Annotated in this window: 15 protein-coding genes, 1 pseudogene and 1 riboswitch; of the genes and pseudogenes, 5 read left to right on the forward strand and 11 right to left on the reverse strand. The window is 70.5% G+C overall.

All coding sequences use genetic code 11. The features are described 5' to 3' along the window. The 8 genes and pseudogenes from VB080_RS08165 to pdxS all read right to left on the reverse strand — a co-directional run. Positions 1–248 (reverse strand): LacI family DNA-binding transcriptional regulator (locus VB080_RS08165; RefSeq protein WP_323417948.1); only part of this gene is annotated, 248 nt, incomplete at its 3' end. 423 nt (positions 249–671) lie between these two features. After that, the gene (locus VB080_RS08170; protein WP_323417949.1) at positions 672–833 is read right to left on the reverse strand and encodes a hypothetical protein; all 162 of its coding nucleotides are present in this window, start codon (positions 831–833) and stop codon (positions 672–674) included. Positions 834–867: 34 nt separating this feature from the next. After that, the gene (locus VB080_RS08175) at positions 868–1,140 is read right to left on the reverse strand and encodes a metal-sensitive transcriptional regulator (RefSeq protein WP_323417950.1); all 273 of its coding nucleotides are present in this window, start codon (positions 1,138–1,140) and stop codon (positions 868–870) included. After that, positions 1,137–2,864 carry an FAD-dependent oxidoreductase gene (locus VB080_RS08180; RefSeq protein ID WP_323417951.1) on the reverse strand — a complete coding sequence of 576 codons (1,728 nt, stop codon included), beginning with the start codon at positions 2,862–2,864 and terminating at the stop codon, positions 1,137–1,139. The genes VB080_RS08175 and VB080_RS08180 overlap by 4 nt, the downstream gene beginning before the upstream one ends. Further along, positions 2,864–3,241, reverse strand: coding sequence for a thioredoxin family protein (locus VB080_RS08185; RefSeq protein ID WP_323417952.1), 378 nt, complete (start codon positions 3,239–3,241; stop codon positions 2,864–2,866). Before VB080_RS08185 ends, VB080_RS08180 begins: the two co-directional genes overlap by 1 nt. A gap of 198 nt (positions 3,242–3,439) precedes the next feature. Then, the gene (locus VB080_RS08190) at positions 3,440–5,221 is read right to left on the reverse strand and encodes a lipase family protein (RefSeq protein ID WP_323417953.1); all 1,782 of its coding nucleotides are present in this window, start codon (positions 5,219–5,221) and stop codon (positions 3,440–3,442) included. A 209-nt stretch (positions 5,222–5,430) separates the two neighbouring features. After that, a pseudogene (pdxT, locus tag VB080_RS08195) lies at positions 5,431–6,124 on the reverse strand (pyridoxal 5'-phosphate synthase glutaminase subunit PdxT). After that, positions 6,045–6,941 carry a pyridoxal 5'-phosphate synthase lyase subunit PdxS gene (gene pdxS, locus VB080_RS08200; protein WP_323417955.1) on the reverse strand — a complete coding sequence of 299 codons (897 nt, stop codon included), beginning with the start codon at positions 6,939–6,941 and terminating at the stop codon, positions 6,045–6,047. The pseudogene pdxT and the gene pdxS overlap by 80 nt, the downstream one beginning before the upstream one ends. A gap of 59 nt (positions 6,942–7,000) precedes the next feature. Between pdxS and VB080_RS08205 the strand changes: the two genes are divergently transcribed. Together VB080_RS08205 and VB080_RS08210 are read left to right on the forward strand one after the other, a co-directional pair. Then, positions 7,001–8,527 carry a PLP-dependent aminotransferase family protein gene (locus tag VB080_RS08205; protein WP_323417956.1) on the forward strand — a complete coding sequence of 509 codons (1,527 nt, stop codon included), beginning with the start codon at positions 7,001–7,003 and terminating at the stop codon, positions 8,525–8,527. A 112-nt stretch (positions 8,528–8,639) separates the two neighbouring features. Next, positions 8,640–9,458 carry a MerR family transcriptional regulator gene (locus VB080_RS08210; RefSeq protein ID WP_323417957.1) on the forward strand — a complete coding sequence of 273 codons (819 nt, stop codon included), beginning with the start codon at positions 8,640–8,642 and terminating at the stop codon, positions 9,456–9,458. Positions 9,459–9,504: 46 nt separating this feature from the next. Here the strand turns inward: VB080_RS08210 and eno are convergent, their stop codons facing one another. Further along, positions 9,505–10,767 (reverse strand): phosphopyruvate hydratase, encoded by a 1,263-nt coding sequence (gene eno / locus VB080_RS08215; RefSeq protein ID WP_323417958.1) that lies wholly within the window; start codon positions 10,765–10,767, stop codon positions 9,505–9,507. Positions 10,768–10,997: 230 nt separating this feature from the next. Next, positions 10,998–11,056, forward strand: a riboswitch (Fluoride riboswitch). A gap of 11 nt (positions 11,057–11,067) precedes the next feature. Between eno and VB080_RS08220 the strand changes: the two genes are divergently transcribed. Genes VB080_RS08220 through VB080_RS08230 form a run of 3 tightly spaced genes read left to right on the forward strand, consistent with a single transcriptional unit; the run spans position 11,068 to position 15,775 of the window. Next, positions 11,068–12,645, forward strand: coding sequence for a MutS-related protein (locus VB080_RS08220; RefSeq protein WP_323417959.1), 1,578 nt, complete (start codon positions 11,068–11,070; stop codon positions 12,643–12,645). After that, positions 12,642–14,129, forward strand: coding sequence for a MutS-related protein (locus tag VB080_RS08225; RefSeq protein ID WP_323417960.1), 1,488 nt, complete (start codon positions 12,642–12,644; stop codon positions 14,127–14,129). Before VB080_RS08220 ends, VB080_RS08225 begins: the two co-directional genes overlap by 4 nt. Further along, positions 14,126–15,775, forward strand: a complete 1,650-nt coding sequence (locus VB080_RS08230; protein ID WP_323417961.1) for a dynamin family protein — start codon at positions 14,126–14,128, stop codon at positions 15,773–15,775. The genes VB080_RS08225 and VB080_RS08230 overlap by 4 nt, the downstream gene beginning before the upstream one ends. 92 nt (positions 15,776–15,867) lie before the next feature. On the opposite strand, the gene VB080_RS08235 is transcribed toward VB080_RS08230, so the two are convergent. After that, entirely contained in the window at positions 15,868–17,589 is a 1,722-nt protein-coding gene (locus VB080_RS08235) for a class I adenylate-forming enzyme family protein (protein ID WP_323417962.1), read from the reverse strand. A 6-nt stretch (positions 17,590–17,595) separates the two neighbouring features. Beyond that, entirely contained in the window at positions 17,596–18,441 is an 846-nt protein-coding gene (locus tag VB080_RS08240; protein WP_323417963.1) for a 2-oxo acid dehydrogenase subunit E2, read from the reverse strand. Positions 18,442–18,758 lie beyond the last annotated feature (317 nt).

Consider the following 18,758-nt stretch of genomic DNA (forward strand, 5'->3'; position numbering starts at 1 on the left):
CGTGCGGCGTCAGTGAGGCCGCGGATGACGGTGGAGAAGAACGGTGTGGCGACGTCGGGAATGACCGCTCCGATCGTGGCGCTTGAACCGGACTTGATCGCCTTCGCGAGCGCGTTAGGACGATAGCCCAGCTTGGCTGCCGCCTCTTCGACACGACGGCGGGTCTGGGCGCTGGACGATCCCCGCCCAGCCAGGACTCGCGCAGCCGACGACTTGGACACGCCGGCCTCTCGGGCCACGTCGATCACCGTGGGAACCCCGCGACCACCAGCCACGCGGACACACCCCCTTGCTCAGAAGACGATTCCCTGACTGTGGAAACCTGGCCCCTGTTTCCCGGACATTCTAGGTCTGTTGATTATGATGCGTGGTTCTTGGGCCGTCACGGCTGGGAAAGCACTGCGAGTCGGCCTCTTCGACCTACCGGCCGACGATACCTGCCAATCATAAGCCGCCGAGCACTTGGACACCCCTCCGATCACCGTCGCGATGTGGGCGTGTAGGTGTCACTGGGACCTGTCCAACTTCGATGTGGCGACGTCTCGTCCGGCACGGAAGTGCTGCTCGCGGCTGCCGGCCACGGCGGGGCGCCAGGACACCAGCTGGGCAGCCAAGCCATCGGGCCAGGTCAACGTCCGACCCCACCCCGCGAGTCCTTTTGGGCGCAACCCTCAGCGGGAGAAGAAGGACGAGAAGAAGCCGGCCTTGGGCGCGTCGGCGTGGCCGGGACAGCGCTGGTCCTTGGGGACGTTGCGCATGACCTGGTCGACGTGCTGGCCGCAGCCGGCCCAGGTGGTCTTGCCACAGACGCGGCAGGTGACAGCTGAACACATGGTGGTTCCCTTTCGATGGATGGTCAGGAGTGATTCAGGCGAGCATCAGGAACAGCTTCTCCAGCTGCTCGGGGGTGTTGCCGTCCGGGCTGGTCTCGTCCGGGTCGGCCAGGCAGTCCTTCATCGCCGTGGAGATGATCGCGAAGCCGGCCTTGTCGAGCGCGCTGCGGACAGCGGCCAACTGCGTCACCACGTCACGGCAGGGAGCGCCCGCTTCCACGGCGCCGATCACCGCCTGCAGCTGCCCGTTGGCCCGGCGCAGCCGGTTGAGGACCCGCTTCTGCGCGTCCAGATCAGAGGTACTCATGACCGCCTCCTCAAGGGTTGCTCGGAACCTGCCGGCTGCGCCGCTTCCGCGTCCCCGGTCAGCAGCACGCTGTCAGCACGGTCGCCGAGCGCGGCACGCAGGGTGAGGATGCCACCGGACAGCGTGGCGGAGTCGAAGCCGGTCTCGGCCAGCACGCGGTGCGCCAGGTAGGAGCGCACCCCCGAGGCACACATCACCCGGACGGGGCGGTCGCCGGCGGCGGCACGCACCTCGTCCAGCCGGTCGCGCAACTCGGTGTGCGGGATGTTCAGCGCCCCTGGCAGATGGCCGGACGCGAACTCGCCGCGGCTGCGGGCGTCGAGGACGAGCGCGCTCCGCAGTATCTCGTCCAGATCCCACGGGTACCACAGCCGAGTGGCCCCGCTGAGCAGGTTCTCGCCCACCAGCCCGACCATCGTGATCGGATCCTTGGCGTTGCCGAACGGCGGCGCATAGGCCAGGTCGAGGTCGACCAGGTCGGCGACCGTCAGCTGCTGGCGCAGCGCGGTGGCGAGCACGTCGATCCGCTTGTCGACGCCGTCGGCGCCGACCGCCTGGGCGCCGAGCAGCAGGCCGTCGCCGGCCCGGACGTGCACCACCAGGTGCACCTGGGTGGCACCCGGGAAGTAGCCGGCGTGCTGGTTCGGGTGCAGGTGCAGGGTGTGGTGGTCGATCCCCTGTGCGACCAGGGTGGCCCGGTTGGCACCGGTCAGGGCGGCAGCCAGCCCACCCACCCGGACGATGGCGGTGCCCAGCGGCTGCGGGATCGGACGGGCCTGCTCGGGCCACAGGATGTCGTCGGCGACCAGCCGGCCAGCCCGGTTGGCCGGCCCGGCGAGGGCGACCGGACGGCGCAGGCCGGTGACCGGATCGGTACTCACCGTGGCGTCCCCGACCGCCCACACGCCCGGCAGACTGGTACGACCGTGCTCGTCGGTGACGATCGCGCCGCGCTCGCAGGCCACCCCGGCAGCCTCGAAGACGGCAGTGTCCGGCCGCACTCCGACCGAGAGCACGATCAGGTCGGCGGCGAGTCGGGTGCCGTCGGCCAGCACCACGGTGTCATGGTCGGCGCCCGGTTCGACGGCGGTCGCGGCGATCCCGTCGTGGACAGCGATGCCGAGACGGCCGAGTTCGGCGGTGACCAGGCTGGCCAGCTCGGTCTCCAGTGGCGGCAGGACGTGCGGCGCCAGTTCGACGACGCTCACCTCCAGCCCCCGCCCGGCCAGCGCTTCGGCGGCCTCCAACCCGATGAAACCGGCACCCAGCACGACGGCCCGCCGGGCACCTTCCGCCACCGCGCCGTGCAGGTCGGTGGCGTCACCAACGGTTCGCAGGGTGTGGACGCGGGGCGAGTCCAGCCCCGGGATCGGCGGACGGACGGCCTGCGCTCCCGGTGAGAGCACCAGGGCGTCGTAGTCGAGCACCTCCACACCGTCCGGCGTGCTGACCGTGACCTGCCGGGCTGCCGCATTCAGGGCGGTCACGTCGTGACGGGTGCGCACATCGAGGTTCAGCGCGGCCTTCAGCGCGGCAGGGGTCTGCACCAGCAGCTTCGCGGCGTCGGTGATCTCGCCGCCTACGTAGTAGGGCAGGCCGCAGTTGGCGAAGGAGACATGCTCGCCCCGGTCGAGGACGATGATCTCGGCCTGTTCGTCCAGCCGCCGCGCCCGTGCGGCACAACTCATCCCGCCGGCGACCCCGCCGACCACGACGATGCGCATCAGGCCTTACCCCCCTGGCCTGCCTGCGCGGCAACCTGCGCCCGAACATCATCCATGTCGAGGTTCTCGACCGCCTCGATCAGGCCGTCGAGCGTCGACGCGTTCAGCGCTCCTGGCTGGGCGTAGACACCGATCCCGTCCCGGAAGATCATCAGGGTCGGGATGGACGTGATCCGGAAGCCGGCGGCGAGATCACGCTCCGCCTCGGTGTCGACCTGGCCGAACACCATGTCGGGGTGCTCCTCGGACGCCGCCTCGAAGATCGGCCCGAAGGCACGGCAGGGCCCGCACCAGGCCGCCCAGAAGTCCAGCAGGACGATGCCGCCGGCACCGACCGTCTCCTCGAGGTTGCTCATCGTGATCTCGCGTGTTGCCATGCCGTCCAATATACCCCTAGGGGTATCGACGGATGCAAATCCACCACCCCTGCAGCACCGGTCGGGGCCGACGGACAGGGCGGACGACGGCCGGCACCGAACCGGACGGTGGGTCCGGCCGATCCCGTGGCGGCCCCGGCCACGCCGCTGGTGCCCGCCTCACCAAGCTCAGCCGGCGGCTGGCCCCGCTCGGCGCCGCTATCGCTGCGTGGTGGTACAGCCGGGCGCGGGCGGCTCGCCGGCGAACCGCGCCGTCGTCCACGCGATCAGCTCCGGGATGAGCGGCGAGTCGGCCTCGACCAGGCCGACGTGGTCCCGTCCGGCGTAGACCCGGTAGTCAACCTGTTCGCCGGCGGCGCAGACCGAGGCCACGTAGCCATCCTGCGCCGAGGGTACGACGAGCCCGTCGGCGCCACCCTGGGCGAGCAACAGCGGCACGCCGATCGCTGCGGGCGGGACGTTCTCCGCCAAACGCGCACCCAGCGCCCCGGTCGTCGGGTCGGTGGAGGTCAGTTCGGGATCCCGTGCCATCCCGAGCGCATGCAGCACCGAGACCAGCGTGCCCGGTTCGGACAGGCAGCGTTCGGCCATCGACTGCATGACCGCCTCCGCCCCGGGACGGACGTACTGCCGCCAGTTCACGTCCGGATAGACGGCGGTGTAGCCGGCGAGGACGAAGGAAGCGAAGATGCTGCCGCCCGGCACCTGCGACAGGTTGCCGACCAGTCCGGGAAGGTCGCTGGCCGGAGCGAGCGCGGCGACGCCGGCCAGGGGGACGTCGGGGGCGTAGGAACCGGCCAGTGCCCCCGTCCACAGCGCCGCACCGCCGCCCTGGGAATGTCCCCAGACCACCGTCTGGTCACCGAGTGCGGCGTCCGGCAGTTCGCGCGCGGCACGGACGGCATCCAGCGCTCCATGGGCGGCCTCTGCGCCGACCAGGTAGCCGTGCGGCCCTCGCGTCCCCAGCCCGATGTAGTCGGTGGCGACCACCGCCCAGCCCTGGTCGATCAGCTCGGGCACGACCATGAGCGCGCCGGATTCGAACGGCTCGTCCAGGATGGATGGGGCGCAGTTCTCCGCGAATCCGGTCGTGCCGTGCGTCCAGTCGATCACCGGGTGGGGCCCCGGGGTCAGCGGTTCGACCACAATCGCACTGCCCAGCGCGGCAACCCCGTCCGCCCGCGTGGAGGTGTAGAGGATGCGCCAGGCCCGCGCGTCGGCCGGCACCTTCTGGGTGAACGGCTCCGAGCGGACCAGCCGTCCGGGTTCGGCCGGGACGTCCCGGGGCGCGGCATAGAAGTCGTCCAGCACCGGGGATCCGCGCTGCAGTGCGGCGCTCAGCACAGCCGCGCCGACGGCGAGCAGCAGGGCGGTCAGCGCGGCGAGACCGCGGCGCCAGCGTCGCCAGCCGGATGGCTCGCCAGCCGGGGTCACCTCGGTCCGGTCACCGCCAAGCGCCCACCAGAACCAGCCGAATCCGCTCATGATCAGGCGCGCCCCGAAGACCACCGAGGTCACCAGCAGCGTGATGTCGGGCCAGGCCAGTGCCAGCACACCGAAGACCAGACCCGCGGCCCCGAAAGCCAGCGCGGCCAGCCGCGCGTCCAGAGTCTGTTTCCCGCGCAGGCCGGAAGCCACGGTGAGCACGGCGTTCACCACCAGGCTCACCCCGACGACCACCGCCACCAGTCGCACCGTCAACCCGGGCCAGCCGAGTACCAGCCCGCCGGCGACGATCCAGACGACGGCCGTGGCGATCCCCCACCCCGATTCCACGGCCTGGGTTCCCAGCCCGGTGAGGTCCAGTACCCCGGCGAGCACCAGTCCGGTTCCGATCAGGACGGCGAGCACCCCGAGCGAGGTCGTCGGACGGGTGATGATGACCACCCCGAGCACGAGCACCGCCAGCGCGACGACAGCGCGCACCCAGCGCGGCAGGCGGGCGACGACAGTGGTGAAGGGCCTGCGCCGAGCGGTCATCGCAGGACCACCGTCCCACCGCGGAGCGGCCATGGCATCGTCCCGGCGAGATCAGGCAGCTGGAGCATGACCGGGAGTGTAGGCCCTGCGTCCGGCGCCGCGACCGGCGCTCGGCACACAATCGCCTCTCACCGACCGCCCGGCGAGACGCCGATCCTGAGGCGGCCGAGTCCGCCCGGGTGGTCCCGGCGCTACCGCCGTCCGCGGCCCTACGCCGGAACCGGCCACGCTTCCGGCTCGTCGCGCACGTCGGCCAGAAGGCGGCGGTGGAACAGCGTCTCGCCGGTGAGCTCGGGATGGAAGGCGATCCCGGTGGTCATCCCGCTGCGGACACCCACGATGCCGTCCCCGCGCCGGGCCAGCACCTGGACCCCCGCTCCGGCCCCGGTGACCAGGGGAGCCCGGATGAACGCTACCCGCGCCGGGCCCCATGCGGTCGGCAGGTCGACCTCGCTGGAGTCGACCTGCGGCCCGAAAGCGTTACGCCGGACGGTCACGTCGAGCACCCCCAGCGACCGCTGCCCGGGCGCGGGGTCGAGCACGCGCCGGGCCAGCAGCACCAGCCCGGCGCAGGTGCCGAGGGTCGGCAGGCCGTCGCGAATCGCCGCCGCGAGCGGTTCGAACAGCCCGAAGGTGCGCAGCAGCCGGTCGATGGTCGACGACTCGCCACCGGGCAGCACCAGCCCGTCCACCCGCAGTCCGTCCGGTCCGGTCAGGTCGGACGGCACCCGCAGTTCAACGACGCGCGCCCCCAGCCCCTCCAGCAGGTGCCGGTGCTCGCGCACTCCGCCCTGGAGCGCGAGCACCCCGACCGTGCTCACGCTCACCAGCCCCGCTCGGCCAACCGGTGCGGGGCGGGCAGGTCGCTGACGTTGATCCCGACCATTGCCTCGCCCAGACCACGCGAGGCCTCGGCGATGGCAGCCGGATCCTGGTACAGCGCGGTGGCCTTGACGATCGCGGCCGCCCGGGCCGCCGGGTTGCCTGACTTGAAGATGCCCGAACCGACGAACACCCCGTCCGCGCCGAGCTGCATCATCAGGGCCGCGTCGGCGGGAGTGGCCACCCCGCCCGCGGTGAACAGCACCACCGGGAGCTTGCCGGTCGCGGCCACCTCGTGCACCAGTTCATAGGGCGCCTGCAGTTCCTTCGCGGCGACGAAGAGTTCGTCGGGGTTGGCCTGGTAGGTCGCCTGCAGTACGGCGATCTCGCCCCGGATGGTACGGATGTGCTTGGTGGCCTCAGAGACGTCGCCGGTACCCGCCTCGCCCTTGGAACGGATCATCGCCGCCCCCTCGGCGATCCGCCGCAGCGCCTCGCCCAGGTTGGTGGCGCCACAGACGAAGGGCACGGTGAAGGCCCGCTTGTCGATGTGGTGGGAGTAGTCGGCCGGTGAGAGCACCTCGGACTCGTCGATGTAGTCGACCTTCAGGTACTCCAGCACCTGGGCCTCCACGAAGTGGCCGATCCGGGCCTTGGCCATCACCGGGATGGACACCGCGTCGATGATCGCGCTGATCAGGTCGGGGTCGCTCATCCGGGCCACCCCGCCCTGGGCCCGAATGTCGGCCGGGACGCGTTCCAGCGCCATCACTGCCACCGCGCCGGCGTCCTGAGCGATCCTCGCCTGCTCGGGGGTGACAACGTCCATGATCACCCCGCCCTTGAGCATGTCGGCCAAGCCGCGTTTCACCAGGGGGGATCCAGTCAGAGTCGTCATGGAGTTCATCGTGAACGTCTTACTGGACCATCACCAGATCCAGAATTAGGCAATCTCGGATGGACCACTATTCTGGACTGGTGCGCAGCACCCCCGAGATCACCCTGCCGCTCCGGCTCGACGCCGACGCGGCAGTCCCCCTTCCCGCTCAGGTGGCGAGCCAACTGCGGACGCTCATTGCGGACGCGGTGGTCGCCCCCGGAGAGGCGGTGCCGTCCAGTCGGGCACTGGCCACGCACCTCCAGGTCTCCCGCGGGACGGTGGTCGCCGCCTACGACCAGTTGCTCGCTGAGGGCTACCTGAGCGCCACCCCGGGGGGCTCCACGACGGTGAACCCCCAGCTCAGGCGGGTGCTGCCGGGCCCGCCCCGGCCGCCGCGCCCGGCACCCCTGCAACCGCTGCCCCGGCTCGACCTGCGTCCCGGACGGCCCTGGACGAGACAGCTGGTCTCCCCCGCCTGGAAGGCGGCCTGGCGAGACGCCGCTTCGTCCCCGGTCGACGAACCGGTGCCGCCGCTGGGGCTGTCAGCACTGCGCAGCGCCTGGACCGACCACCTGCGCCGGATGCGCGCCGTGGTGCGCGACCCGGGCCAGATCGCGGTGACCGCCGGCGGACGCGAGGGCCTCGCCCTGCTGCTGACCGCCCTCGGCGACCGACTGGATCCGGGCCGGCAGAACGAACAAGTCTCGACAGGTCTGACCGGCGGCATCGGCCCGGTTGACAGCCATCCTCCCCGTGGCACCACCGGGGAACGGCGTCCGTTGCGGGTCGGGGTCGAGGAGCCGGGCTACCCCTCGCTGCGCCGGGTACCTGCCCGGCTGGGGGCGAGCGTCGTTCCGTTCCCGGTCGACGACCGCGGGCTGCAGACCGATGACCTGCCCACCGGCCTGGCAGCTCCCGACGTGCTGCTGGTGACCCCCAGCCACCAGTACCCGCTCGGCGGGTCGCTGCCGGTCGACCGCCGGCAGGCCCTGCTGGAGTGGGCGCGGGCGAACCGGGTGGTCGTCATTGAGGACGACTACGACTCCGAACTGCGCTACACCTCCGGGCCCCTGCCCGCGCTGGCCGCCCTCGACGACCCAGCGGACGGGAGGGTGGTGCTGCTCGGCACGCTGTCCAAAATCCTCACCCCGGCCCTGGCGGTCGGCTTCCTCGCACTGCCCGACTGGCTGGTACCTGACGTCGAGGCCACCCGTCACGACCTCGGGCAGCCCGTCGGCCTGGTCGCCCAGCGGGCGGTCGCTGGCTACCTCGCCAGCGGCGCCCTGCGGCTCCACACCCAGCGGATGCGCAACCGCTACCGGCGTCGCCGAGCCCAGGTCGTCGCCGCCCTGGCCGACGTCCCGGGCCTGCACGTCTATCCGATGGACGGCGGCCTGCACGCGGTGGTGGAGTCCGACCGGCCCGAGGCCGAGGTGGTGGCGGAGCTGGCCGCCGCCGGGGTCTGGGTGAGCCCGCTCTCGCAGTACTGGTCGGGCAGCGGCACCCGGCAGGGCATCGTCTTCGGCTTCGGCTCGGTCAACTCCGAGGACCTCGATCGCGGCCTGGCGCTGATCGCTGCCGCGGTGAACCCGGAACCCAGCTGAGCACCACTGCGCACCGCCGCCGCCCAGTGTCCGGGAATCGGCTGCGAGATCCTCCGGGCAGGGTGTTGACTCTCCAGTGAGGGGAGAGTCGAGGGTGGGTCGTGGAGGAACCATGGACAACCTGATCCCGATCGGGCGCTTCTCACGGGTGAGTCGGCTGTCGATCAAGGCGCTGCGGCACTACGACGACGCCGGGCTGCTCACCCCGGCCTGGGTGGACCCGTCCTCGGGCTACCGCTACTACAGCTACGCCCAGGCGAACCGCGCCGAGGCGATCCGCATGCTGCGGAGTCTCGACATGCCGCTGGACGAGATCAGGACCGTCCTGGAGGCACCCGACCACCTGACGGCGGCCAGAGTGTACGAACGGCACGGCCGTCGGTTGCAGGAGCAACTCGACCGGCACACCAGGATGCTCAGCTTCCTCCGTCGTCTCGTCACACAGGAGGTAGACCCCATGTCCTACGACATCACCCTCAAGCAACTCCCAGCACAGCACACGGCGGTATTGCGCCAGCAGGTCACCGCGGCCACTATCGGACCATCCGTCGGCCAGGGCTTTGCCACCATCGCGGCCGCGATCGAACGCTGTGGCGCCGGCTTTGCCGGCCCGCCCTTCCTGATCATGACCGAGCCGGTGGACGCCGAGTCCGCAGGTGAGATCGAACTCGGCTTCCCGGTCGCTTCGCCGTTTCCGTCCGACGGCCAGGTCCTCGGCCAGGAGGAGCCGGCCAGGATGGTCGCCGCCACCGTCCACCAAGGTCCGTACGACGAGGCCGGCCCGGCGTACGCGGCTGTCGAGGCCTGGATCCAGGAACATGGCCATGCCGGCGCGGGCGCTCCCCGCGAGGTGTACCTCAACTCCCCCGACCAGGTGCCACCCCCGGAGTACCTGACCGAGATCCAGTTCCCCATCAGCCTGCCCGTCTGACCATCCGTCCGGCAGTCTGCCGACCGCCGGACGGGAGACGGACGCACTACTGCAGCCCGAACGGCAGCCCGCGATGGGTGGCGGCGATCTCCAGCAGCCGGTTGTACTTGGCGACCCGTTCGCCGCGCGCCGGGGCGCCCGCCTTGATCTCGCCGCAGCCGGAGCCGACGACCAGGTCGGCGATGAAGCTGTCGGGGGTCTCACCGGAACGGTGGGACACCATCGCCGCGTAGCCCGCCTCGCGGCAGAGTCGCATCGCCTCCAGAGTCTCGGTCACCGTCCCGATCTGGTTCAGCTTGATCAGGGCGGCGTTGGCCGCCTTGAGCTCGATCCCCTTGGTGATCACCGCCGGGTTGGTGACGAAGATGTCGTCGCCGACCAGCTGCAGCCGGTCGCCCAGCTGGGCGGTCAGCGACACCCAGCCGTCCCAGTCGTCCTCGGCCAGGCCGTCCTCGATACTCCAGACTCCGAAGCGGTCGACCAGGTCGGCGTAGTAGGCGATCAGCTCCTCGCTGCTGTACCGCTGGCCGGCCACCGTGTAGCCACCGTCGGCGTAGAAGCCGTTGGCCGCCGGGTCGAGCGCGATCGCCACGCCCCCGGTGCCCGGGGTGTAGCCGGCGTCCTCGATCGCCCCGACCAGCACTTCCAGCACCTGGTCAGGACGGTCCAACTGCGGGGCGAAGCCGCCCTCGTCGCCCAGACCGGTGCTGTGTCCGGCGGCCGAGAGCCGCTTCTTCAGGCTGGCGTACACCTCGGCACCGGCGCGCACCGCGTCGGTGAAGGACGGGGCACCCAGCGGGGCGAGCATGAATTCCTGGAAGTCGAGGTTGTTGGCAGCGTGCGCGCCACCGTTGATCACGTTGAAGTGCGGGATGGGGAGCCGGGCCGATACCCAGTCGGGCTCCAGGTAGCGCCACAGCGGCAGGCCGGCAGCGGCGGCGAAGGCCCGGGCGACCGCCATCGAGGTGCCGACGATCGCGTTCGCGCCGAGCGAGGCCTTGTTGGGGGTGCCGTCGAGCGCTATCAGCACCTCGTCCACCTCCTTGACCGATACGAAGGTGCGCCCGGCCAGGGCGTTGTTGATCGCGATGGTGACGTTGGCGGCGGCAGTCAGCGTGCCGGCGCCGCCGAAGCGTGCCGGGTCGCCGTCCCGGAGTTCGACAGCCTCGCCGGACCCGGTGGACGCACCGGACGGAACCCCGGCCGATTCCCGCTGCCGGCCGTTGTACTCGACGCTGACCTGGAGCGTCGGTCGCCCCCGGGAGTCGAGGATTTCAAGGGCGGATACCCGTTCGATGGTGATGCTCATGATTGCCTTCCTGGATCGGGGAGGGCAGAGCCGGGCCGGCGCCACAGGCACCGGGCGATGGGTCCAGCGGGGCTCACGCACACTCCTACCGTTGTGGTAGGGACTGTTGGCGTAGACCGCGGTTGTCGGCGAGCCCCACCGCCGTGTTCCTCACCCTACCCGAGATCGCCAGCCCCCGTCCGGCACCCCGCCCGACCCACTCCCGTCCCCTCCTGGTCGGCGGAGTAGGCTGGACGTACGGCGATGGGGCTCGCCGACAACCGCGAACGCTGACGGTCCCTGTGAATCCGAGAGGGACTCATGTCTGCCGTCACCACCACTCCCCAGACCACCGCACCACCGGCAGGCACCGACGCGGCCGGGCCTGGCTTCAGCATCCTGTTCCCGAGGCCGCACCAGGCGTTGGTCCACACCGCACCGGCCTGCTTCGCCGATCTCAACCTCGATCAACTGGTCCCGGCGCTGGTCGCCCGTGCGGGCGGCGTGCCGGTCGGCGACTACCTCTCCACCCCGCTCGGCTCGCCCGAGGCCGTCGGCTACCGGCTGGCGGTCTTCGCCGACCTGCTCACCGCCCCGCTGCGCACCTGCCTGGCCGACTTCACCCACCGGGTGGACTGGGCCCACCGCCTGACCGACGGAGCCGGCTCCCAGCACTACGAGATCGGCAGACAGGCGACCCTGCTGCGGGCCGGACTGCACTACGTCGACACGGTGATCGCGGTCACCGACGCGCTCGCGGCCGATCCGCCGGCCTCCCCCGGGCTGCGCCGGGCAGCCGCCTGGCTGGCCGACTACCGCGCCTCGTCCGGCTTCGACCGGCTGCGTGCCGATGCCGTCCGCACCCGCGACGACCTCGATCGGGTGGAGTACCGGCTCCGTATCCACGGCCCCACGATCGAGGCCGGCCTGCCCCGGGACGAGCCCGACCAGGTGGCCTCGGTGCTGGCCACCTTCGCCCGCTTCGGCGCCTTCCGTCCGTCCGAGCGGCACAAGGTGCCCGAACCTCCGATCCGCAGCATGAACCACATCGAGGCCGCGGTATCGGCGATGGCCGCCAGGTTGTACCCCGACCAGTTCGGCGCGCTGGCCAGGTTCGCCACCGCCCACGCCGACTTCATCGACCACCAGGTCGCCGCGTTCGCCCGGGAGTTGACCTTTGCCCTGGCCTGGCTGGACGTCCTGGACGACGCCGGCGCGCAGGGGCTCCCGTCCTGTCTGCCCAGCGTCGAAGCGACCCATCACCTGGCCGCCGACCAGGTCTATGACCTCGTCCTGGCCCTGAAACGCCAGGGCGCCGGCGTGGTCACCAACGACCTGCAGTTGGCCGCGGACGAACGGATCCTGATCGTCACCGGCCCCAACCAGGGCGGCAAGACCACTTTCGCCCGTACTGTCGGGCAGCTGTGTTACCTGGCCTCGCTCGGCCTGCCGGTGCCCGCCCGCCGGGCGACCGTCCCGCTCGCCGACCACGTCCTGACCCACTTCCAGCGCGGCGAGAACACCGCCGACCAGCGCGGTGGGCTGGAGGACGAACTGGTCCGGATCCGTGACATCCTCGCCGTCGCCGGGCCGTCCTCGGTGGTGGTGGTCAACGAGATCTTCACCTCGACCTCGCTGTCCGACGCCGTCGCCCTCTCCACCCGGATGCTGAAGGAACTGGACGCCCGGCAGTGCCTCACCGTGTGGGTCACCTTCCTCGACGAACTGGTGCAGGTCAGCCCGCACATCGTCAGCCTGGTCAGCCAGGTGGACCCCGAGGATCCCGCGATCCGCACCTTCAAAGTGCTCCCGCAGCCGCCCGACGGGCTGGCCCACGCCATCGCCCTGGCCGGCAAACACCGGCTCACCGGGGCTGACCTGGATCGGAGGCTGGCATGAGGGTTCTGCTGATGCACCCCCAACGGGACGCCGACCGCGAGACCGCGCTGCCCGAGGACCGCGACGACCTGGCCCGCGACCTCGATCTCGAACCGCTGTGGGAGACGATGGCCGGCGGCGACCGGCTGCTGCGCACCATCGTCGAACAGACCATGCTGAACCCGCTCGTCGAGCTGCCGGCGATCCGCTGGCGGCTGGATGTCCTGGCCGACGCGCTGCGCCACCCCGCGATGATCCAGGAACTCTACGACCTCGCCAACCAGGGGCTGAAGGCCCAGCGGGGTGCCTGGCTGTGGTCGGGACGGACGGCGAGCTCGCTGTTGTCCCGGTCGACCCAGATCGTGGCCGCCGCCCTGCCGACGCTGCGCGCGCTGCGGCAATTCGCCGAGCGGACGACCAGCCAGGTCCGCTCGCCGGGCCTGCAGAACCTGTGCAGCCGGCTGTGCGCCGAACTCGGCGAGGACTACCTGACCGAGGTGGCCGACCAGGTGCGCGGACTGCGGTTCGGCGCCGGCATGGTGTTCACCGCCGGCGTTGGGCCGGACGCACTGTCCACCCGGCTGGCGCTGCGCCGCCCACCGCAGCAGCGACACCGCTGGCGGGAGCTGATCCCCCGGCCGCCGCAGCGGTTGCACTACACCCTCGCCGACCGGGACGAGGCCGGGGCCCGCGCCCTCGACGCGCTGCGCGACGATGCCACCGTGAAGGTGGCCGAGGCGGTCGCCACCTCCTCCGACCACATCCTGGCCTTCTTCGAGCAGCTGCGCTGGGAGGCCGGCTTCTATCTGTGCTGTCTTCGTCTCCAGCAGAGGCTGACCGCCTGCGGCGCGCCGATCACCCTGCCGGAGCCGCACCAGGTGACCCCGGTCGTCCAGAACGCCACCGGGCTGGCCGACGCGGCCCTGGTGCTGCGCTCGCGGGCGGCTGTCGTCCCCAGCGAGCTGGCGGCCGACGATGCCAGCCTGGTGCTGGTCACTGGCGCCAACCAGGGTGGCAAGTCGACCTTCCTGCGCGGCCTCGGGCTGGCCCAGCTGATGATGCAGGCGGGCATGTTCGTCACCGCGAACGGCTACCGGGCCAGCGTGGTGCGGCGGCTGCACACCCACTTCCGGCGCGAGGAGGACGCCAGCCTGGACAGCGGGAAGCTGGACGAGGAGCTGGTCCGGATGAGTGCGATCGTGGATCGTGCGGCCGCCGGGGACCTGGTGCTGTTCAATGAGTCCTTCGCCTGTACTGACGAGCCGGAAGGCGCCGAGATCGCCCGCCAGATCGTTGACGCCCTCACCCGGGCAGGCATCCGGGTGGTCTTCGTCACCCACATGTTCACCCTGGCCGACGGGTATGCCGACCGTCCCCGGACGGTGTTCCTGCGTCCCGAACGGCGCGCGGACGGCAGCCGCAGCTTCCGGATCCTGCCCGGCCGTCCCCTGCCGACCAGCCACGGCGAGGACGTCTACCAGCTGGTCTTCGGAGGTGCCCGGTGACCGCCACCACCCTGACCTCCGACCGGCTCGACCGGCTGACTGACCTGGTCGAACGTTTCGAGCTCACCACGCTGGCCGCCCGGCTGGACGCGGCCCGGCAGCTGGTCGCCGAGCCGGAGCGGTTGACCGTGGCCGTGCTCGGGCAATTCAAGGCCGGCAAGAGCTCGCTGCTGAACAGCCTCAGCGGTACCCGGCTGCTGCCCGTCCTGGCCGTGCCGGCGACGGCGGTGGTGACCAGCATCCGGCACGCCGACCGTCCCGCGGCGACCGTCAGCTTCGGCGACGGGCGCCGGATCCAGATCACCGACGATGAGATCGCCGACTACGTCGTCGAGCAGCGCAATCCGAACAACGTCCGAGGGGTGGCCCGGGTCGAGCTGGCCACCACCGGGCTGGCGACGCTGCCCGACCTGACCTTCGTCGACACTCCCGGGCTGGGCAGCGCCTACGCACACAACACCGCCACCTCGCTGGGTTGGCTCCCTCAGGCCGGCACGGTGATCCTGGCAGTCAGCGCCACCCAGCCGCTCGGCGCCGAAGACCTCGAGCTGCTGCAACGACTGACCCCACATACCCCGCACATCGTGCTGGTGGTGACCAAGGCTGATCTGGTGACCCGCGCCGACCTTGACCAGGTGCTCGGCTTCGTCGCCGGCCAGGTCGGGCAACAGACCGGACGGGAGCTGCCCGTCGTGGCCTGGTCGGTGCTGTCCGACCGGGAGGATCTGCGCGCCGACCTGCTGGCTTACCTAACCGACGAACTCCAGGCCCGCCACCGGCAGCTCGCCGAGATCCTGCTCGACTACCGGCTGCGCAGCCTGGAAGCAGACTGCCGGACCTACCTCGGGCTGGCGCTCGGCGCGGCCGAGGCCGACGAGCAGGCCCGGCTGCGGCTGACCGCGCTGCTGGACGCCGAGCGCGCCCGGTTCCCCCGGCTGCGCGCCGAGGTACGCACTCTGGTCCGTCAGCGACTGGGTGGCGTGCGCCAGAACGCGGAGGCCGAGGCTGTCCGGGTCCGCGACACCATCACCTGGGAGCTGTCCACCCGGCTGGAGGCCGCACTGCCCACCTGGCAGGGCTCGCTCGCGGACGAGTCGGCCCGGTTCCGCGCCTGGCTCACCGCCAACCTGCAGGAAGTCTGCAGCGACCTGCCGTTGCGTGACCCGGCCTGGCTGGCGGCCCAGTTGGAGCCAGCCCGGGGACCGCTGGACGGACTCGCCCAGGGCTTCGCACAGCGGCTGGGGCTCGCGGTGCAAGAGGCCCTCGGGATCGAATTGCAGCCGCCCAGCGTGGCAGCGGAGGCGCCTGCTCCGCTGCCGCCGGACATCACCCTCAACCCGGTCTTCGACAGCCACCTGGAGCTGCTGTCCTGGCTGATCCCGATGCGGCTGGTCCGTCCGATTATGCACCGGCACTTCCGCCGGCAGTTGCCCTGGGAGGTCGAGAAGAACCTGCTGCGCCTGGCCTACGCCTCGGCCACCCGGCTCGGCCAGGCGATGGACGAGCTGGCCGAGGCCTACTTGGCAGCGATGGACGACCAGCTCGCCACGTGGGACCGGCTGTCCCGTCCCGACGACGGCCACGAGTCCGGGGTCGGCAGCATCCGTCAGGCCCTGCACGCTCTCGCCCCCACCCCGGCCCCGTGACTCACGGTGGCGACTGTTCCGATTCGAGCCACGACAGCGTTGCGGACGATCACTCGTCGCAGACCCGCCAGGACCGACCGGACGGCGTCCCCTCAGCCGGCGGCGCGGGCCGTCCGGCGGGCGAGTTCCTCCTGCTCCAGCTGGGTGTAGGCGATCTTGCCCACCAGGGTGGTCGGCAGTTCGGCACGGAACTCGACCGAGCGGGGCACCGCCCACTTCATCAGGTGCTTGCGGCAGTGCGCCAGCAGATCCTCCCTGATCCGGTCCTCGTCCGCGGCCTCGCCGGCCAGCACGACGAAGGCCTTCACCGAGGTGATCTGGTAGTCGTCGGGGGTGCCGATCACGCAGGCCCGGCTCACCGCCGGGTGCGCCTCCAGTACCTGTTCGACCTGAGCGGGGAAGACCGAGACCCCAGACACCTTGATGATCCGCTTCTGCCGCCCCTTGAAGTACAGGTAGCCGTCGGCATCCATCGTCCCGATGTCACCGGTGTGCAGCCAGGTCCTGCCGTCGGCGTGGATCCGCAGGGTGTCGGCGGTGGCGTCCGGCTCGTTGAGGTAGCCGTTCATCAGGGTCGGCCCGGTGACGCAGATCTCCCCCTCCTCGCCGTAGGGCAGATCCTCGGCGGTGTGGAGGTCGACGATCTTCATCCGCATTCCCGGGATCGGCACGCCGATCGAATCCTCCCGGTACAGGTGCGGCGGCGAGAGCGTGCAGGCAGTCACGCACTCGGTGAGGCCGTAACCCTCCAGCAGTTCGACCTTGCTGCCCTGAGCCGCCAGCGCGTCGTCGAACCGGTGCTTGAGACTGGAGGTCAACGAGTCGCCGCCGCAGTAGGCGCCACGCAGCGATTCGAACGAGACCTTGGCGAACTTGGGATTGGTCAGCAGGGCCTGGAACAGGGTCGGCACCCCGGCGATGTAGGACGGGGAGTGCTTCGCCAGGTTGTCGATGTAGATCTGGGCGCTGAACTCGGGCACCAGGATGGAGTAGCCGCCGACGGTCAGCGGAGTGTGGATGCACAGTCCCAGCCCGAAACCGTGGAACACCGGCAGGATCGCCAGCACGCTGTTGCCCAGCGAGAAGCCGCTGATGATGGCCATCGAGACCGCCAGCGCGTTGAAACTGGTCGAGCTCAGCTCGATCCCCTTGGGCAGGCTGGTGGTGCCGCCGCTGAACAGGATGACGCTGGTCTGGTCCGGGTCGCGCGGCCGTTCGTAGTCGGTCGGCTGCTGGCCCGCGGCCATGAAATCACGCCACTTGACGATCCGTGGGTCGTCGGTGGGGACGGGGGCGATCTTGCGTCCCTTGGTCACCTCGAACCCGAGCTTCTTGGTGTGCGAGAGGTAGTCGGAGAACTTCGCGATCAGCAGGTGCTCGACCGGGGAGTCGTCCAGGATGTCGCGGAACTTCCCGTAGAACATGTCCATGGTGACCGCCCACCGGCTGCCGGTCTGCTTCAGATAGTGCTGCAACTCCATCGGCGAGGACAGCGGGTGGGTCATCGCCACCCTGGCGCCGAGGCGGTTGAGGGCATAGAACATCACGACCGCGTTCGGAACGTTCGGCATCGAGACGGTCACCGCGTCGCCGGGACGCAGCCCGTGGGCGGCGAGCGCAGCCGCGCAGCGGTCGATCTCGGCCAGCAGGGTCGCGTAGCTGAGCTTTCGTCCGAAGTAGATCATCGCGGTCCGGGACGGCCACTGCCTGGCGGTCCTGGCCACCAGTTCGTACATCGTGGCGTCGGGAACCTCAATGTCCGCCGGCATCTCGCCGTACACGCCCAGCCAGGGGCGGTCCGGATCGGCGCTCATATCCACTCACAGCCTCTCAAGTTCGGCCGGTTCGCGCAGGTAGGTGTCGAACAGGTTCAGGGCGGTTGCGTCGTAGTATCCGTCGGCGATCCGCTCATCCAGAGCGAACCGTAACTCGACCATACGCCTTACGGCGGGCTTTCCATCCTCGCCCACGCAAACAGTGGGCTTGATCTGCCCGATGGTGACGAACAGGCTGCACGTCCCCCACTCGAACAGGTGGTGGTAGGCAGCGCCCATCCCGACGCTGCCGAGGTTGGCGACGTAGGCACTGCAGCGCAGGGGGTCGACGCCGCGCAGAAAACCCGGTGTGTCGACGTAGAAGTCCCACCACTCCACAACCTTCACCGCCGCCCGCAACAGGCCACGTGGCAACCTCAGGAAGAGCCCGATCAGGTCCTCGTCGTCCTTGGTCTCGCCGCTCTTGGCCACCCGGATCTCGCCCCGGATCTTGGCCAGGATGGTCGCCCGGTCGTCCTCGGGCTTCACGCTCACGAAGACATTGGTCTCGCTGGCGTCGTCGGTGTACTGCCGTCGGGCGACGAAGGACAGGTCGACATTGCGGCGCTGGTAGAGCCGGCGCCCGGCGAAGTAGCGGTTCAGCGTCGGGCGCTCGCGCAGAATCCGGATCAGGACCAGCAGGAAGGCCTCGAAGACGCTGAGCTGGGACTCGGTGCCTTTGTGTTCCTCGATGTAGGCCAGCAGCGGCTCGGCGTCCACCTGGATCGGGTAGTAGGCGATCGAGTCGTTGCGGCCCCGCATGATGTAGGGGAAGACCGCTTTGAACTCCCGCCCCAGATCGACCCGGGTGGCATCGTGACGGTCGCCGCGCCGTCGTGCAGTCCTCGTCATGCCGGCCGCTCCACCTTTCGCTGTGCGCCGACACCGGCGCCGTCATCGTCCAGGCTGGACCGATCGTCCGGCCTGACTAGAGCGTGTCTACCTATCCCTGGCCGTCGCGAGCGGGGTCCCGCGGAGTGGCTCGCAAGGCGACGGAGGGAGGCGATGTGGTGCATCGCCGACCGATGACAACGCCGCGAGACGCCCGCGGGGCACCGCGCAGCAGGCCACCGTTGGGGATAGGGAGACACGCTCTAGGCACGCTAGTACGTCCACCCGGGTTCCCGCGAGGTTTTCGGTGCTTTCACACAGCGGCATTCCGGTCCGTC

The organism is Propionicimonas sp. (assembly GCF_034927565.1).
GTDB lineage: Bacteria > Actinomycetota > Actinomycetes > Propionibacteriales > Propionibacteriaceae > Propionicimonas.

What these genes read in the sequence shown, in the direction of transcription:
- VB080_RS08170 (WP_323417949.1), bottom strand. Translation starts at nt 833, where the DNA reads ATGTGTTCAGCTGTCACCTGCCGCGTCTGTGGCAAGACCACCTGGGCC.
- VB080_RS08175 (WP_323417950.1), bottom strand. Translation starts at nt 1,140, where the DNA reads ATGAGTACCTCTGATCTGGACGCGCAGAAGCGGGTCCTCAACCGGCTG.
- VB080_RS08180 (WP_323417951.1), bottom strand. Translation starts at nt 2,864, where the DNA reads ATGCGCATCGTCGTGGTCGGCGGGGTCGCCGGCGGGATGAGTTGTGCC.
- VB080_RS08185 (WP_323417952.1), bottom strand. Translation starts at nt 3,241, where the DNA reads ATGGCAACACGCGAGATCACGATGAGCAACCTCGAGGAGACGGTCGGT.
- VB080_RS08190 (WP_323417953.1), bottom strand. Translation starts at nt 5,221, where the DNA reads ATGACCGCTCGGCGCAGGCCCTTCACCACTGTCGTCGCCCGCCTGCCG.
- pdxS (WP_323417955.1), bottom strand. Translation starts at nt 6,941, where the DNA reads ATGACGACTCTGACTGGATCCCCCCTGGTGAAACGCGGCTTGGCCGAC.
- VB080_RS08205 (WP_323417956.1), top strand. Translation starts at nt 7,001, where the DNA reads ATGGACCACTATTCTGGACTGGTGCGCAGCACCCCCGAGATCACCCTG.
- VB080_RS08210 (WP_323417957.1), top strand. Translation starts at nt 8,640, where the DNA reads ATGGACAACCTGATCCCGATCGGGCGCTTCTCACGGGTGAGTCGGCTG.
- eno (WP_323417958.1), bottom strand. Translation starts at nt 10,767, where the DNA reads ATGAGCATCACCATCGAACGGGTATCCGCCCTTGAAATCCTCGACTCC.
- VB080_RS08220 (WP_323417959.1), top strand. Translation starts at nt 11,068, where the DNA reads ATGTCTGCCGTCACCACCACTCCCCAGACCACCGCACCACCGGCAGGC.
- VB080_RS08225 (WP_323417960.1), top strand. Translation starts at nt 12,642, where the DNA reads ATGAGGGTTCTGCTGATGCACCCCCAACGGGACGCCGACCGCGAGACC.
- VB080_RS08235 (WP_323417962.1), bottom strand. Translation starts at nt 17,589, where the DNA reads ATGAGCGCCGATCCGGACCGCCCCTGGCTGGGCGTGTACGGCGAGATG.
- VB080_RS08240 (WP_323417963.1), bottom strand. Translation starts at nt 18,441, where the DNA reads ATGACGAGGACTGCACGACGGCGCGGCGACCGTCACGATGCCACCCGG.